The sequence below is a fragment of the Streptococcus mitis genome (genome assembly GCF_003942775.1).
In the GTDB taxonomy this organism is placed as follows: domain Bacteria; phylum Bacillota; class Bacilli; order Lactobacillales; family Streptococcaceae; genus Streptococcus; species Streptococcus mitis_CN.
Map to the genome: position 1 here is coordinate 51,205 of NZ_RJNX01000008.1, position 15,408 is coordinate 66,612.

Below are 15,408 nucleotides of genomic sequence, written 5' to 3' on the forward strand. Positions count from 1 at the left end.
ATCTTTAACCACCATAGGATTAGTTCTTGTTATTCCAATAGTATTTCTATACTAAATTTTTTATCAAAATCCTTATCATTCAGTACTTTTACAAACATTTCTAAATTTTTTATTAAGCTCTCATACTCATAAAGATAATGATCTAGCTCCTCTTGAAACGCTCTTATTTCTTCGCTTACTTGTTCTACTGTAATTGATTCTGGCAAATTTAATTTTGAAAAGTCATACCTTGCAAGCTTTCGACTGCTCACATCCTCACTCTTTAAATTGATAAGCACTTCCGCCATCTTATTTAAGTTGGCGATTTTTTCATTAATTTGATTTAGTTTTATATCTATCTCTGCTATTTCTTTTACTAACTCGTCTTTAATGTCTTGGTATTTCTTATCTGCTTCAGTTAATTCAATGAAGAGATTAATCTCAGTAATCTTTTCCTGTAGACTCTTAACTGTAGGTCTTCTGTATGGTATTACTCGACTATCGTTGGTTAGCTGTCTTATCAATGTTCGTCCTTTGACATACTGATTCTTATCCGAATGTTCTTTGTTATATACAAAGTATGAAGTTGTCTCACGTATAAAGATTTTATATTTTGTTTGATTCTCTTCTTCCAAAATATCTAATTGATAATTGGGAATGAAAATGAGACCACTTTGCTTAATACCAAAAGACACTTTGATATAAATGCCCTCATCAACTAGCTTCTCTATTTGGTTCTCTGCAAGTTCCACTTCAAATTCACGAACGGTATCTCGTTTTTCCGTAAATGTCTCAAAGGCTTCCTCAATCTCTTCAGTGGATACTTTATCCTTATCTCGTTCTTCTTGGAAAGCATGGTACTGTTCCTGTAAATTCACTAATCCTTCTGAAGCAACGACTTCCTTATTTTTAAAATAATCTTGAAAAAATTTGACATCATATAATTTCTTATCACTTATTTTTTGATGACCCAAACTTATCTTTTGATTCTCTTCTTCCAGGATAAAAGTTACATTTTTTTGTTTTAAGTCAATGGTTAGATTCAATTCTTTTGCTTTTGTTATTAAATCTTCTAAAGAATTGACACGATTCAACAAAAATTCTAAACGACTTTCAATCTCTTGCTTAGCAAAATGCATTCTAAAAAATTCTTCATCATATAGATCTCGTTTGCTGAGTTGGCGTCCTCGAATTGGTTTTATCATCGTTCTATCTGTCATCAAAAAACGGCTATGCTTTTGACTAAAATCAATCTGAACATGCAACTGCTTTGCTTTCTCTAAAAAATCATCAAACGATTTAGATTGCTGCAGCAAAAAATAAAGACGTTGTTTCAATTCAAATTTATGACTAGATTCCCTATATTTTTTATAATCTCGATGGGAATAACGTTTCTCAATAATTTTTGCACCAGCCACTTTAGAAATACGGTCAGAAATCATACGGAGGTTTCGTTCCAAGGCATAGTTCCATATCAACTTTTTATCTGAATTGCGGTCAATAGAGTTGATTAGGATGTGATTATGAACATGATCTTTGTCTGTGTGAGTTGCTACGATAAACTTAAAACGACCTCCTGTCAATTCCATCATGGTCTCATAACCAATGCGGTTAATTTCTTCAGGTGTCAGATTATCTTCAGGAGAAAATGATTGAATGAGGTGATGAGCATGAATAGTTTGTTGGTGTTTTTCTTGTCGGTCGTTTCTGGATTCGTACAACTTGTCATTATTGGTGAAGTTGACATTGTACATCTCTACCATTTCTGCATGACTAGGGAAGTCCAAGTAATTGCTCATGCCATAATCAGATACCAATTTCAAATTGTCCGTTTTATCAGGGTTGAGAATATACTTAATTAAACGCCTACGATATTTTTTTCCGTGCGTCGCAAAGTGTTTAGTAACTACCATGAAACTCCTTCAGTCTTTTCACCTCCACTTGAAATTCTTTGTCCACTTCCTTAATTAACTTTCCGACTCCTTTACTCAATTCTTGTAATTGGTCCTGAGAAATCAGATGGCTTTGATTAATCGCACGCGCAATTTGATTTATGTTATTTCCAATCCGTCTTAATTCAAAAACTAACTGGTCATAAGTATCAGTGTTAATCGTGACAAATGACATATTGGGATTAAGTAAAACTTTTCTGGCATAGACTGAGAAATTTTGACAATTGCTCTTAGCAATCCGTTCATTCAATTGGTGTAATTCTAGATCAGTTAGAAATACTTTTTTGAGATTAGTACGATAGCGATAAACCATTACATCCTCCTAACCCATATATTTTTCACGGAACACACGACTGAGTGGCTGCACTTGATTCACTTCTGCAATCAATTCTTGAACGCAAGTCAATAAGATTGAGACGTGCTCTTGAGTCACTTGATGATTTTCTCTTGCGATAACCAGAACTTCATACACATCTCGACTAATCTGTTCAAACTTTTGAGACTGCCAAAGGGAGAACCAACTTTCAAAAATTCTATCCTGATAATTCTTTTTCAATAAATTTTGACGAAGAAATTCTGAGAAACTATCCACTTTTTGTTCCCTCATCATTTCTTTTATCTGTTTTTCTTCTTGTCTCGTGATTCTAAATTGCTTTCGGATTGACTTAATTTCTTGTCCCATTCTGATATCCCTTCAACATTTTACTTGTCTGACAGTGTAAGTCTACCTCACATTGTCAGTACGCTTCCTAAAGACCTCACTTGCTTCTTGTTCGGTCTTTGCGAGCTCAGATATTGTGTCCACAATATCCCAAAAATCATATCGCCAACCGACCAAAACCTTCCAGTTTTGACAGTCAACGATAAGATAACGTGGTGGCTCCGCCCCCAAACCCCCAGTGAAACATCAAGACCTGATTTTCTTAGGAATGATATAAGGATAACAAGGAAGATTTGAAAAAGGTATCACACTGTTTAAAAGAGAATATGAAAAAGAGAGCCGAAGCTCTCAGATATTTCTTATATAGTTAATTCCTCTAAATTTATTAACTTACTGTCCATTAATAGCTGGTATCATCCAGTAATAAGATGCTCTTAATATTCTTTAGTTCTACATTGGATATTTCAGAGTCTGAAAATAATTCAAATTTATATTTTATAAACATAGCACTGCCATCATTATGTGTAGACATAATAATTTGGTAGTCTGATAATGAATGTCTTATTAAATCAATTAGAGCATATACATTCATAGAATCCATATCTTGAATCGGATCATCAATTGATAAAAATTTGAACTCTTTTGAAATCTTAAATGTAGTATTTAGTGCCAAAGTGAAAGCAAATGAAATAACAGCTACTTGTCCGGAACTCAATTGATACATCACATCCTGCTCACTATTACTATTTGCTATAAACCTGATATTAGAATTATTTTGAGTTGTTAGTAGAACTCCCATTCCTTGTTGGTAATTTTGTAAAATTTTAGCAGTGTACATATAGAAGGGAAGCTTCAACTTTTGAATCATCTGTTCTTGGTAAGAACTTATATTATTATTTAATTCCCTAACACGATTCTGAAGATATGTAATCGTTTGTTCAATGATTTGAAGACGTTTCTCAATTTGGTGAAACATCGTTAAATTTTGTAATTCAAACTGGTTAATAATATATTCTCTCTTTTGATTGATACTTTCTATAGTACAGTCCTCAAAAGTTTTTTCATTAGATTCAAAGTATTTATCAAACAGATTTTGTAAATCTGAACTTTTAGAATTATCAAATACTATTTGTGATCTAAGCTCCTCTAAAAATACTAATAACCCGTCTTTGTTCTCTTCAAATTTATGTAAGGAAATGGGTAAGAGTCCAAAAGAAATTCCAAATTCCCTTATTGATTCTCCATCTAAAATAGAATATTTTTCTAAAAGTTTTTCAAAATCTACTCTCTTACTTACTACTCTAAGAAAAGTATCATAGACTTCATTTGGAATCAACTGTTTTTCTTGCAATAAACTTATTAACTCTTTTTTCAAAAACTCAAACTTTTGTAGCGAAGCATTCTCATCAACTAACATAGGCGTCATCTCTGAATTCATTACAACCAAGTTGCTAAAAGACTCAGGAAAATCATAATTACTTATTGATCGTATCGCCATCAAAAAATCATCAGGAATAACAAAAAGTTTCTCTTGCTCCATTTGGATCTGATTCTGTAATTCCATTTTTAATTGATTTAATTCTTCAACCAAATTTGAAACTTCTATTTCAAAATTAGTCAAATTTTTACGCAGTTGATTCGTTGTTTCTTCGTAAGCAAGCAGTAAATTCTTGCTTTCAATCCAATCATAACCACAAAATACACATTCTGAATGGTTATCATCACTATGTTCTTTTAGACGGCTTCTTATCTCGAGTAGTTTGTTAATCGAATCTGTTCCATCATCCAACTGCTCTTTTTTATTCTTGTAGTTTGTTAACTTGGAATCAAACATTTCAAACCATACTTTACCAAATTCCCAATCTACAAAGCCATTTAAAGAATTCTTAATTAACTCTATATTAAGTTTATCAATTTCGACATCAAGCAAACTCTTTAGAATTTTTCCACGTTTAAATATTCTACTATCATTTTCCAACGATTCCAGTTGTTCAATATAGTTTTTAAGCAAAAAATATGAGTAATTTTTTTCATTTGAAATTAAACTATGATTTTGTTTAATAGACTCTATATTTTCCTGATTTTCAAAGATTTTTCTAATTATTAAGTAGCAAATAAAATCTTTATCTTCCAACACATCTCGCTCAAATTGCTCACTTTGTTTCCTAAGAAAGTAATCCTTTGGAGAAAATGAATCCCGAAATTCTTGTAATTTCTCAATTTCTGATAGATATATATTTAAACTTTCATTTGACAATTCATCATCAAAAACAATCGACTTATTGTTAAAAGCAAAGTCAGTATCTTCTCTAAGAGATAATTTCGAATATAGGGTGTTGTACTTAATTGGGGAATTTTTTAGTTTACCCTTTTTTGCTCTTAGTTCCTTTTCAGTAGAGGATAAAGTACTTCTTAAACGCTCTAATCTATTTTTCCTATTAACATAGTTTCCAATATTTAACAGAAAATTCAATTGTTCCTTTCTATCTTTTTCCTTTTGCTTCAAATAATAAGCTGTTTCATCTTGTTGAATATAATTAAACAAATCAAAAGTATCACCTAAGCTATAATCTTCTGATTCATATCCTAAAAACTGACTAATGTCCTTTTGTATATCTCTTTCACTCGAACCCTCAAAGTCTTCATCAGATTGAAATGAGATTCCTGGACCAACCCGAACTCTTCTTTGAAATTTAGAAAATGAAAACTTTGGTACATTGCTGCCCTCAGTATTCATACTACTCTTATAGAGACTAGATACTATCAAAGAATTCCCCTCATCATTTGTCAACATAAGCTCAATGAATGTATTTTCATTAGGATTATTTTGAAAATATGGAGCACTAAAACTACTTCTACCGTCACTATAATCGGACTCTTCAATTCGACGAATCTTCCCAGTCAATGATAACTCTATTGCGTCAAAAATTGTAGTTTTTCCAAATCCATTTGGTCCAACAAACAAAGTTACATTCTCTTGAAAATCAATAATTCTTTCCTTTATATTTTTAAAGTTTTTTATTAATATTTTTTTGATTTTCATTGTAATAATTCTCCTATTTGTAGCAATTCAGAAATAATTTTATCATCAGTAGAAATATCTTTTAGTGATTTTGATAATTTCTCGTCAGTGACCTTAGAATAAAACTCCAATATTCTATTATCTAATTTATCCTTATCGTTCTGATACTGATTTTCTATACTTTTATAAATATCATTTCTTTTAGGGAGTGTGAAAAATGGTAGTTTTACTCCAATTTCCATCGCTATAAAATATGACTCGCTAAAAAACATATCTATTTCAAAAATATTAATATTAGCATTTAAATAAGTATAGAGCATTTCATTAGTCTCTTTATCTCGTAAATCCGACAACCCATTTTGAGTGTATAATAAAATGAACTTTCTAAAATAGTAATAGTCCTCTTCAATTAACAATATTGAGCGTTGGAGTTTTTCATCTTCAAATGCTTCTTTTAAATTATCAACTTCTACTAAAATAAACAGAGAGGTGTTTTTCTTAATATTCTCGTGTTCTGATTTCAAAGATAGTCTCTCAAACTCTTTTATTACTTGTGAAGTCTTATCATCATCAAAAAAATTATGTAGCTCATTAGAACTATATTGACTAACAATAAAATACTCTGAGTTTTGTGAGTTAGTATAGAAATCAAATTCTGTATCCAACTGGTTAAAATGGTTATTTTGTAAAAATTTTATAACGATGTCTCTCATATTAGTCCTCCGGCACAGTCAAATTCTTTGCTTTTACTTTCTTAATACCAATGAATTCCATATTCGGTTTAAAAATATTATGTTGCACTCCTGTATTCCATTCATCTTTATATCTATTATCTGACATACTATCAAATTCATCTATTCTTACTCCAAACGGAATACCATCTATATCCCTATTAATAAGAAAATCATGATTAAAAGTGACTTTTAAAAATTCTGAATTATCAATAATATTTTTAATTACCCTTGCAATACGACCAGGGGATTCTTCAATATCAATTAAGGAGAATCTATAACTTTTTTCAACTTCATCTAAGAAACTATAATGTTTAAACGAGAATTTTCTAACATCTTTTATCAACGAATAGAATATTTTTTCTAAGAGAGTAATATTAAATATTTCTGCAAAATCCTCATCCGACTTTTCATGAGGTAAAACCATTCTTACAAACTCATAAAAATCTTCTTTAGACATAGACAATAATTGATTGATTATATTGTCCATCAGTTTAAAATCATCCTCAGAAATATCGCCTATAGAATCTCGATGATATTTTTCCCAACTATAAGTCAAAGTATTCTTCATTTTATATACTTCATCTTTAGGCATTTCTTCTTCAAGAATAGCAATTATCTCTCCAAAGGATATTTCTGGAAAACCAGATTCACTGTGTGCTTTTCCGATACTATGATCCAATAACGATCCAATATATCTATGATATACTTGTTCAAGATGAGAACTATTCTCTTCTAAAGGATTTTTTTCTATCTTTAAAATTTCTTTAATTTCAGCTTTACAATAATCTCTAATTGTATCATTTTTATCATCCTGAGAAAGTGGACAATGATAAAGATCGTTTTCTTTATTGTATGGATATAGTTGAATACATGAATTATTATCAGTATATTTTTTTCTGCGACCGTCTTTCTTTAAATACTCATACCGAGATAAATTGAAATCTGTTATTGCTACAATAACGTGTAAGTATCTTGAATCAGGACTAACTTCTACAGCTAGTATGTGTCCTTGCCCATCAAATTGATGGATTTGAAATCCTTCCTCATCAATTATTTCTTTCCAAATCTTTTGATTACTTCTCTTATCCTCAACCTCACAATATTTTCTTGTTTGTATCTTAAAAAGAGTTGAATATTGTTCCCTTGATGTACCATCTATGTATGCCTTTACTTGATGCCTAGATATAACTTTGTCGTTGTTATCAACAATATCAAAATCTTCATCATTTTCATATCTAATCACATAATTCTCGTAATTAGGCACCTTATCATTAATACATTTTTTCAATTGTCTTAACGCTACTAAAAATCCTACTTTCCCTTGATGGATATATCCACTCCAGCTAGGAGTAGCGTTTCTATTCTGTTCAACACTAGAGCTAGACAATTTTAACCTCCTGTTATTCTTTAAAAATTGATAAAATTTAACTCATATATTAAAAGTTCATGCTTACTTGTAACTTTTTAACTTCTTTTCCCCCACCTTCAACATCTCTTTCTCTACCTGACTCCACTCCCCAAACAGTAACTCTTGAAGAACATCTGCTGCTGAAGTTGTATTTTCTTTTGAATCATATACACAACTTCTATCTCGTTGATAAATTTGAATTCTTTCAAAGATAACCAGTTCTTCCAATTGTCGTGTATTCTCAACTAGATTGTTCACTATCAGATCATGATATTCTTTTGGAGTTGCGCGTGCTTGATTTGGATTAATAGCGTACAATTCTTCATATCGGATAAGGGTGCTCAGATAGGATAGCTTAGGCTTTGTCGCAATCAAGGCTAATTGTACTTTATATCCTTTGTTTTTCAATAGTTGTGCTGTTTTCTTTGGAACATCAATTGTTCGTAAAGTTCCCTCTATCAAAAGATTGTATCCCAAATTACTCAATTCGGTTACTAAAGACTCTACCATTTTGCCTGCAAAATCTTTGGTATATTCTACACTATCTTTGCCATATTCTTGCTGCAGTTCTATATAGTGTGGATGCTGAGAACGAAAACTATCGCCATCTATGATAACAATATTTCCTTGAAATTCTTTCTGTTTGATACGATGAACTGTAGTCTTACCAGCACCACTTTGCCCTCCGAGCAAAATTGCTATAGGTTGCTTACTGGACTTTTTTCCTCTTGTCAGTGAGCGAGCGTTCCGCGCTAAAGCCTGTTTGAATTCACTATCAGTATAATCTTGGATTCCCATTAGGCTACCATCCGTTTTTCAGATATCTCTAACATACGTTCAATTCCATCCAAATAGCCGCTATATCTCTCTATTTCATCAAAAGTTTCTAGTAAATAGATATTCGTATGAATCAAGTCAGATAGATCATCACTCATTAAAATCCAAGGATTAGATTCATCATCAATGCTAATTCCCTGACTATCTTGATAACGATAGAGTCGAGATAATAGATTAGCACCTCTTTCTTTCACAATTTCAATTTTTAAAGTCAATTCATAATCTTCAACAGGATTGAGCATTTTATCTTCTCCTACAATATCGACATAAGATACATTAAACTTCTGACAAATGATGTCTATTANTTCNGTAGAGACTGAACTCGTTCCATTTTCATAACGACTCANNCTATTTCGNGAAATNCCTANAATNCGNGCAAATTCGGGTTGTGTTAAGTCANGTGTTTTACGTAAGGATTTTATGTTCTTTCCAATCATGGCAAACTCCTTTATTTTTATAATTCAATTATAGCATAAAAAAGNANAACGCACCAAAATTGGTGCGTTATTTCTTGTTTTTCTATCTAAACTTTACTTCTATAAAAGCCACCTAAAGAGTTATTCCTTTTTAGGTGGATTTTCTCAAAATACTATACATTAAAATACTCTTGTTTAATTTTTTTTTGAAAAGTTTGTGTTTGTATTTTGGCTTAGTTTTCGAATCAAAAAGAGAGAATCAAGTTGATTCCCTCTCTATGTTAGTTTTTACTTATTTTCCCTATAGGAAAACTAGGATCTATTAGAAAATTCTTTTTTTCGTGAACTTCCCCATCTTTCGATAAATAGAATTCCTAATAGTAAAAGGATAATCAGGCAAGGAAGTAAGACTAACCCCATACCCCAATTTAGATTGACATTATCAATTTGCTTAGGTAATCTTCCAGACAAAATCTCCACTGAACGCAAGTAAGTAAAGGGAATCAGATGTGCAATTCTCTGAAGAGGCTGAATTGTTTGGATACCAAACAATAAGCCAACAATCCCAATGAGTGAAAGAAAGAGGACAGGCATTTTTTGCTTGAAAAAGTAAGCAATCAAGTAGACGACTTCCACAATGATGATAAAAGCTAAGAAAGCTAGTAACAAGCTAGGAAATAACACATCTTGTATTTTCCCAATAGTTACTTCTTGATTTGTTAAGCTATATATCGGGTAGGGATAATCTAACTGTCCAAAACCACTTATCAGACTTCCCACTAGGAAAGAAAAAGCACAGATTCCAATAAACAGCACAGTTACATAGCTCACCCCAACTCCAAGAGAGGACATGGCAAATGCCACTTTTGAAAAAGGATATAACTGAGCTGTGTCCAGATGATTTTGATATCTTTCTGCAAATAGTTGCGTTAGCATAAAAATAATAGCAATCACAAACAAGGTTGGGATGATTCCCTCTAAAATCCAGACAATCTGATCAATCCCGTGGGTCGGATAATCTAAATTGTGGGCTTTTATGTTCAAGGGATACAGGGCTTGGTAAGTCTTTCGTTCGCGGTCAACCGCTATTTTTAAGTCCGAGCTAGAAGTCGGTTGCTTCGATACAATTTCATAACTCTTTTCCTCAGCTTGCCACTGCAAATAGTAGGCTTCTTTCCAGCGTCCTTCTTTTAATAAAGTCAGAATTTCTTTCTTTTGAGTCAAAAGATTTTTTTGCAATTCTAAATTACTTTTAGCAATCTGGTATTCCTCCGAGCTGGTATCAGACATTTGGGAGAGTTTCTCTTCATTTTTATCGATAGCTCTCTCATTTGCTACAAGATGAGTATCCAACCGACTCTCCAAGCTGACTGAGTTTGCAGTCCGACTATTGAAATAAAAGGTAATACCGAGTACAGATACAAATAAAGCTAAGATAATCCAGTTTAAGCGACTTTTGAAAACTTTTTTCAATAAAAATAGACCAACATCTTTCATAAACTAAACCTCTTCTATCTGCCCCTGATGAATGGTTACTATTCTATTGCAGACATCAATCAACTCTTCCTTGTAGTGGGAACTTAAAAGAATCAGTTGTTCTTGTCTATCGATTTGAGTCAGCCTATCAAAAAACTTCTGTCGATAATACTCATCTAAGCCATTTGTAATCTCATCCATGAGCCAACATTTCGCTTGACTAAGGAAATACATGGCGATCACTAAGCGTTGCTTCATACCTAAGGAATACTTGCGAATGGGAAGGCTGATATAGTCCGACATTTCCCAGTAATCAATTTCATCCCCCAAGTTTAGGCCTGACTTCCAGATGTTTTTTATAAGGCGAAGATAGTCCATCCCACTTAAGTTTCCATCCAGCCATTCAACACTCTCATAGTAAAATAAAGAAGGAGGGGCTACGATATTTCCACTACTTATGGGAATTAAGTTGCTAATGGCACGGAACAGAGTCGTCTTTCCAGAGCCATTGATAGCAAGAACGCCATAAATCCTGCCCTTTTCAAATGTGAAATCAACATCTTGTAAGATGACTTGTCGCGTTTTTAAGGTAACATGAGTAAGATGTAACATATCTAACTCTCCTTCTTTTAATTAATAACCTCCAGTATAATAGTTTATGACCTCATAACGATCGTAATTCCAGCCAGAATCAACTTTATATTCATCGTAGCTATCATAACGAGACCACGACGGAATGTCAATATATTGATGGTCGTGATAGTTCGTACTATATTCCCAAACAGTATTCCAATCATACCTGTAACTTTTAGTGACTGTCACAGCAGACACACTGGACTGAAAAAGACCAATAGATAACAAACTAGCTAATAAAACGACTTTTGCTGATTTTTTCATGGTTTTCACCTCACTAATATATTTACTTTCGAAAGCGCTTTAATTATATCATTTTTTTATTTGTTGTGCAATAGTTTTTTTATTTGTTGTGCAATAGTTTTTTTATTTGTTATGCAATAGTTTTTTTGATTCGAAAAGTCTCACACTAAACGCTAGCAAGTGGAATTTATTCTAAGACGACTCTGTTTTAGGGATATTTGTCGTGCACTTTTTTCTGAGTCTTTTCGCTTTTGAATCCTTATATATCAAGAAAAAGAAAACCAGTGGAAGTTAGTCTAAGATGAATTTCCACTGGTTTCATGCGTTTTTCTCACTTTTTATGTTTTGCAAAATAGTGACAATGATAGTCAGTGCTCTTAAAAATTTCTATAAAATTTGAAATACGAAATTCTACTATAATACCTACTTCTTCTTCTGAGTCAAAAATATTATTATTAGAGGTGCTTCGATTTAATACTTCAACTTGCTTGTTAATAAATTTTCTAGCTTGTTCAAAGTCAGGCGTGATATAGAAACCAGATCCAAAGTCTAGCTCACTTCCTAAATTAAATTTAACATCGATTCCTTTTTTCAAGGATTCTAAATGTCTCAATAATGTAGCATGAAACCACTGCGTCTGACCTAGTTGCTTTTCCTGTTTGGTAGTCAACTCCAAAATATTTACTTCCTTCCGTCTTTCCTAAATCTTTCTAAATTCTTCTCCAATTGTTCCTTATGAAGTTGATTCTTAGCTTCCTTTAATGTGTCGTCCAAAGTTTCTTCTCTGTAAGTTGATTCTGTTTTTAGTTCTTCTAATCCTTGATCTGGAGTGAAAATGATATCTAACAGTCGGTCTATTTTTTCAAGATCTTGGACAGACATATCAGATAGTCTATGAATTAGCTTCTTAAATACATCACCATTGTCGTGGTTTTTCTTAAAAAATGTTGTAAACATCTATAACCTCTCAAAAAAGCAGCCTATCAGGACTGCTTAGTGTAATTCTGAAATCGCATCATAAATGGACTGCAATTTCTTATTGTCTTTATTCTTTGTGTCAATCAACGTATGTAGCTCTTCAATTTTCTTTTGACTACTTTGAATATCACTATTGTTATCCGCAATAAGTCTTTTAAGATGTTGCTGATAACTTGTAGTGATATCTGTCTCTTTTCCTGTTCTAACCTCTGTAACTTTGGGTTTAGAACTAGGATTTGATTCTGTCACAGGTGTTTGTTTTCGCTTTTGAAAAGCTGCTTCATAATTTACATCATTACCTCCTTGATGATTTCCAAATAAGGCCGCAATTTTATCTGGATTTTCTTGATTTTCTGATTTACTCTCTAATGGTTGATTAAAATTCCAATCTTTTGTCATTCACTCATTTCATCCTTTCTAAATTCAGAATCATCGAATTGTCTTTCTTTACCAAAGGCATGGTCAAGAGCTTCTTCAAAACTCATGTGACTAATGCTTTGACGCCTTTTGAACGTCGCAAACATCGCTGTCTCCAGTTGCTCTTTGTAAGCAGCGAGTTTTTCTGTCTCTCTTACTACCTTACTTTCTTGCCTAGTGACCTTTTCTTCTAAGCGTTCAATAATGGTCATATACGATCCTCCTTCATACTAATATTAGCTAAAACATCTTGATTTTGTTATCACAATTCTAAACATTGAGAAGTTTGTCTTACTGGTGGATTTCCAAATGTCTCTTTTACAGTCTCAAGCATAAATTGTAAATCTGATTTCTTTTCTCGAAGAATATCGTTCCAGTCTCGTTTTTCTTTCCCAGATTCATTATCAGGTAAATCCAGTAAAACAGGCAATCCTGATTGAGATAACTTATCAGAAAAATCTTTACCTGCATCATCACAATCTACCGCCAGTGTCAATAAATCAGGATGATTATTTAAATAGGTAGTGGTATCACGAATTGTATTGATTAAGGGCAATAACTTTGAAGGTGTTACTGTATCTAAAAATTCCAACTTCTGATTTTCTTCAGCTATCAGTCGTAAAGTTTGATAAGCAACAACAGACCTTTTTAATCCTTCCATAGATACCAAACGAACATCAGATAGACTTTGTTGATGAAGTTCGTAATAGCTCATCAAGTCTATAAACGATTCACAAAAGACCAGTCTATTTGGTTTACCAATGTCAAAGGATATTCCAATATGTCCATGGCTTCCTTTTAGAATCGTTTTTAACCTCTCTCTAGAAAGAGCGGGATTCTTATAAATCCCTTGTAGACTTGCTGCCTGCAGTTTGTGACGATGATCAAAGCTTTTAAAAACAATAACAGGTTCAACAGTTTCATTTGTTTTCCAACTAGCTTGTGCTATCAAACCTTGTTGAATCATCTTTTCTATGATTTCTTCTGAGATTCCTCTACATTTTGTTAAGTAATATCTGACCAGACTACAGTTAGAATCTTCTACTCTCTTTAAAGGATAATAAAACGGTCTCTCTCTTTTTTCTTGAACAGCTTCTTTTTGAAAAGGTTCTTCAGAAAGAAAAGCTAGAGCTTCTTTAAAGGAAATTCCCTTAACAAGTCGAACAAAATCAATAACATCACCTTGAATATCTCTTGAAAACCATTTAAAAGTATTGGTAGTTGAAAAAATTCGGAATGAATCGTGTTCAGGATGTTCATAGACACTGCTCGAAACTTGTTTAAAGGAGATACCTAAACGATTGGCTACATCAAGAATTGAAATTTGCTTACATTCTTCTATTTCCATGCAATATCATCATTTTGTTGTAGTATTTGGCAGTGATGGAACAGATGAGGATTCTTCCAAAGTTTTGGGAGTTGCCTTATCTAAATCATCTAACCCAGATTTCCAAACCTGTACTTGATTGACCAATAGCTTACCTGGTAGTTTCGAATAAGACAACTTAACTGTTCTTGTTTCTGTCTGATTAGTCTTTGATTGGTTGGCATTCTTTAAATCAGATACATAGGTTACATTATAAGAGACCATGGCAATAGCTTGATTCGTAGTCTGATTGACAAAGATATCAGCTTTTTCAAAATGATAATCCAAAATATAATCCTTATACACTTGGTTCATGGCATCATTTTGACTTGACAATTCTTGAGAATAAGCCGATTCAGTCATATAAGGTTGAATACGTGTATTATTTTCTCCGAGCTTTTCTTTCGTATAGTACTGAGTCAAAAATTCTTTTACAGTATCCGATGACAAAATGCTGGCTTTATCTTCTGCTTGTTTGTCCTCTACAAGTTTAGCTGCAGCCAATTCGATTTCTTTGCGACTTTGTTTAGCAGTAGAATGTTGACCAGCAGTATATCCCATCATGAGAATAAAGCTAGTTGCAGCCACTGCTCCAACACTAATTAAGGCTTTAGTTTTGACTTTATTTAACATCTTAGACCTTCTTTCTATAAAAACTAGGTCAAGAATAACAAAAAGAACTTGTAAGTTTTATCACATCACAACGAAAGGTAATTCCTACATTACAGGCGCAAAATCGTACAGTTCAGAAAAAAATATCAAAATTAGCTGTCTTCAGTTTATAATATAAATATGAACAAATTAAAAGAAGAAAATTTGAGAAGAGCTCTTTCTCATATTGAACGACATAAACAGGCCATAAATACAAGTAATAATAGTGAGGATAATGATTTTCATAAATTATTACTCCAATTTAGCTATGATGTATATGAAAGAATCAAGGCAAATAAAAAACCTTATCCGAATTTAGATTCAGATAAAGTTTTTTGACTATCTAAAAAGTTCACATTTTTTTCTTATTTATGGAGTTAATGAAGCGCCAACTGAATCCTAGAACCAACATCAGATTGATGAAAAGGTACACAGCCGTAAAACTAGTTAAACCATGTTGTCTGATATCATCAAAGTATAAAGTCGGTTCAGTAAAGAACAAATAAATTCCATAGACCTCCACGAAAATAAGAAAACTGATAAAACCAATAAGGAAAAGTCCACTGGCAATAAGAAAGAGTCTCCATAAAAGAATGAGAATTCCTCCTACTGCTAAAAAAATTACTGGGATAAGG

19 protein-coding genes are annotated in these 15,408 nt (G+C 32.5%); 1 reads left to right on the top strand and 18 read right to left on the bottom strand.

Translation table 11 applies throughout. The features are described from left to right. Nucleotides 1-29 precede the first annotated feature (29 nt). The 17 genes from D8848_RS09575 to D8848_RS09655 all read right to left on the bottom strand — a co-directional run bounded on the left by D8848_RS09575 (nt 30) and on the right by D8848_RS09655 (nt 14,755). A complete protein-coding gene (locus D8848_RS09575) occupies nt 30-1,892 on the bottom strand; it encodes an SAG1250 family conjugative relaxase (RefSeq protein WP_125443594.1) in 1,863 nt (620 codons plus the stop codon). Beyond that, complete coding sequence (locus D8848_RS09580; protein ID WP_125443596.1) at nt 1,879-2,244, bottom strand: MobC family plasmid mobilization relaxosome protein; 366 nt, start codon at nt 2,242-2,244, stop codon at nt 1,879-1,881. Before D8848_RS09580 ends, D8848_RS09575 begins: the two co-directional genes overlap by 14 nt. 9 nt (nt 2,245-2,253) lie before the next feature. Then, nucleotides 2,254-2,613: an SAG1252 family conjugative relaxosome accessory protein gene (locus tag D8848_RS09585; protein ID WP_125443598.1), complete on the bottom strand. Its 360-nt coding sequence runs from the start codon at nt 2,611-2,613 to the stop codon at nt 2,254-2,256. Nucleotides 2,614-2,992: 379 nt separating this feature from the next. Continuing rightward, nucleotides 2,993-5,635, bottom strand: a complete 2,643-nt coding sequence (locus D8848_RS09590; RefSeq protein ID WP_125443600.1) for an AAA family ATPase — start codon at nt 5,633-5,635, stop codon at nt 2,993-2,995. Continuing rightward, nucleotides 5,632-6,327, bottom strand: coding sequence for an ABC-three component system middle component 1 (locus D8848_RS09595; RefSeq protein WP_054421529.1), 696 nt, complete (start codon nt 6,325-6,327; stop codon nt 5,632-5,634). The genes D8848_RS09590 and D8848_RS09595 overlap by 4 nt, the downstream gene beginning before the upstream one ends. Before the next feature lies 1 nt (nt 6,328). Continuing rightward, nucleotides 6,329-7,735 (bottom strand): ABC-three component system protein, encoded by a 1,407-nt coding sequence (locus D8848_RS09600; RefSeq protein WP_125443604.1) that lies wholly within the window; start codon nt 7,733-7,735, stop codon nt 6,329-6,331. 63 nt (nt 7,736-7,798) lie between these two features. After that, nucleotides 7,799-8,554, bottom strand: a complete 756-nt coding sequence (gene pezT, locus D8848_RS09605; protein ID WP_125443605.1) for a type II toxin-antitoxin system toxin PezT — start codon at nt 8,552-8,554, stop codon at nt 7,799-7,801. After that, a complete protein-coding gene (gene pezA / locus D8848_RS09610; protein WP_125450669.1) occupies nt 8,554-9,030 on the bottom strand; it encodes a type II toxin-antitoxin system antitoxin PezA in 477 nt (158 codons plus the stop codon). The genes pezT and pezA overlap by 1 nt, the downstream gene beginning before the upstream one ends. Nucleotides 9,031-9,321: 291 nt before the next feature. Beyond that, nucleotides 9,322-10,506, bottom strand: a complete 1,185-nt coding sequence (locus tag D8848_RS09615) for a hypothetical protein (protein WP_125443609.1) — start codon at nt 10,504-10,506, stop codon at nt 9,322-9,324. Nucleotides 10,507-10,509: 3 nt separating this feature from the next. After that, nucleotides 10,510-11,097, bottom strand: coding sequence for an ABC transporter ATP-binding protein (locus D8848_RS09620; RefSeq protein WP_125443611.1), 588 nt, complete (start codon nt 11,095-11,097; stop codon nt 10,510-10,512). 21 nt (nt 11,098-11,118) lie between these two features. Then, entirely contained in the window at nt 11,119-11,307 is a 189-nt protein-coding gene (locus D8848_RS09625) for a hypothetical protein (protein WP_125443621.1), read from the bottom strand. Nucleotides 11,308-11,692: 385 nt separating this feature from the next. Continuing rightward, entirely contained in the window at nt 11,693-12,037 is a 345-nt protein-coding gene (locus D8848_RS09630; protein ID WP_260467307.1) for a DUF3990 domain-containing protein, read from the bottom strand. Nucleotides 12,038-12,042: 5 nt separating this feature from the next. Continuing rightward, nucleotides 12,043-12,318, bottom strand: coding sequence for a hypothetical protein (locus tag D8848_RS09635; protein WP_125443612.1), 276 nt, complete (start codon nt 12,316-12,318; stop codon nt 12,043-12,045). Nucleotides 12,319-12,354: 36 nt separating this feature from the next. Continuing rightward, on the bottom strand, nt 12,355-12,738 hold the full coding sequence (locus D8848_RS09640) for a DUF5945 family protein (RefSeq protein WP_125443614.1): 384 nt from the start codon (nt 12,736-12,738) through the stop codon (nt 12,355-12,357). Beyond that, nucleotides 12,735-12,968 (bottom strand): DUF5965 family protein, encoded by a 234-nt coding sequence (locus D8848_RS09645; protein WP_125443616.1) that lies wholly within the window; start codon nt 12,966-12,968, stop codon nt 12,735-12,737. The genes D8848_RS09640 and D8848_RS09645 overlap by 4 nt, the downstream gene beginning before the upstream one ends. Before the next feature lie 50 nt (nt 12,969-13,018). Beyond that, the gene (locus D8848_RS09650; RefSeq protein ID WP_125443617.1) at nt 13,019-14,104 is read right to left on the bottom strand and encodes a toprim domain-containing protein; all 1,086 of its coding nucleotides are present in this window, start codon (nt 14,102-14,104) and stop codon (nt 13,019-13,021) included. Nucleotides 14,105-14,113: 9 nt separating this feature from the next. Continuing rightward, nucleotides 14,114-14,755 carry a hypothetical protein gene (locus D8848_RS09655; protein WP_000933083.1) on the bottom strand — a complete coding sequence of 214 codons (642 nt, stop codon included), beginning with the start codon at nt 14,753-14,755 and terminating at the stop codon, nt 14,114-14,116. Between the two features lie 159 nt (nt 14,756-14,914). Between D8848_RS09655 and D8848_RS09660 the strand changes: the two genes are divergently transcribed. After that, a complete protein-coding gene (locus D8848_RS09660) occupies nt 14,915-15,112 on the top strand; it encodes a hypothetical protein (RefSeq protein ID WP_001841477.1) in 198 nt (65 codons plus the stop codon). A gap of 13 nt (nt 15,113-15,125) precedes the next feature. Here D8848_RS09660 and D8848_RS09665 read toward each other — a convergent pair. Next, nucleotides 15,126-15,408 (bottom strand): DUF5966 family protein (locus D8848_RS09665; RefSeq protein WP_125443619.1); only part of this gene is annotated, 283 nt, incomplete at its 5' end.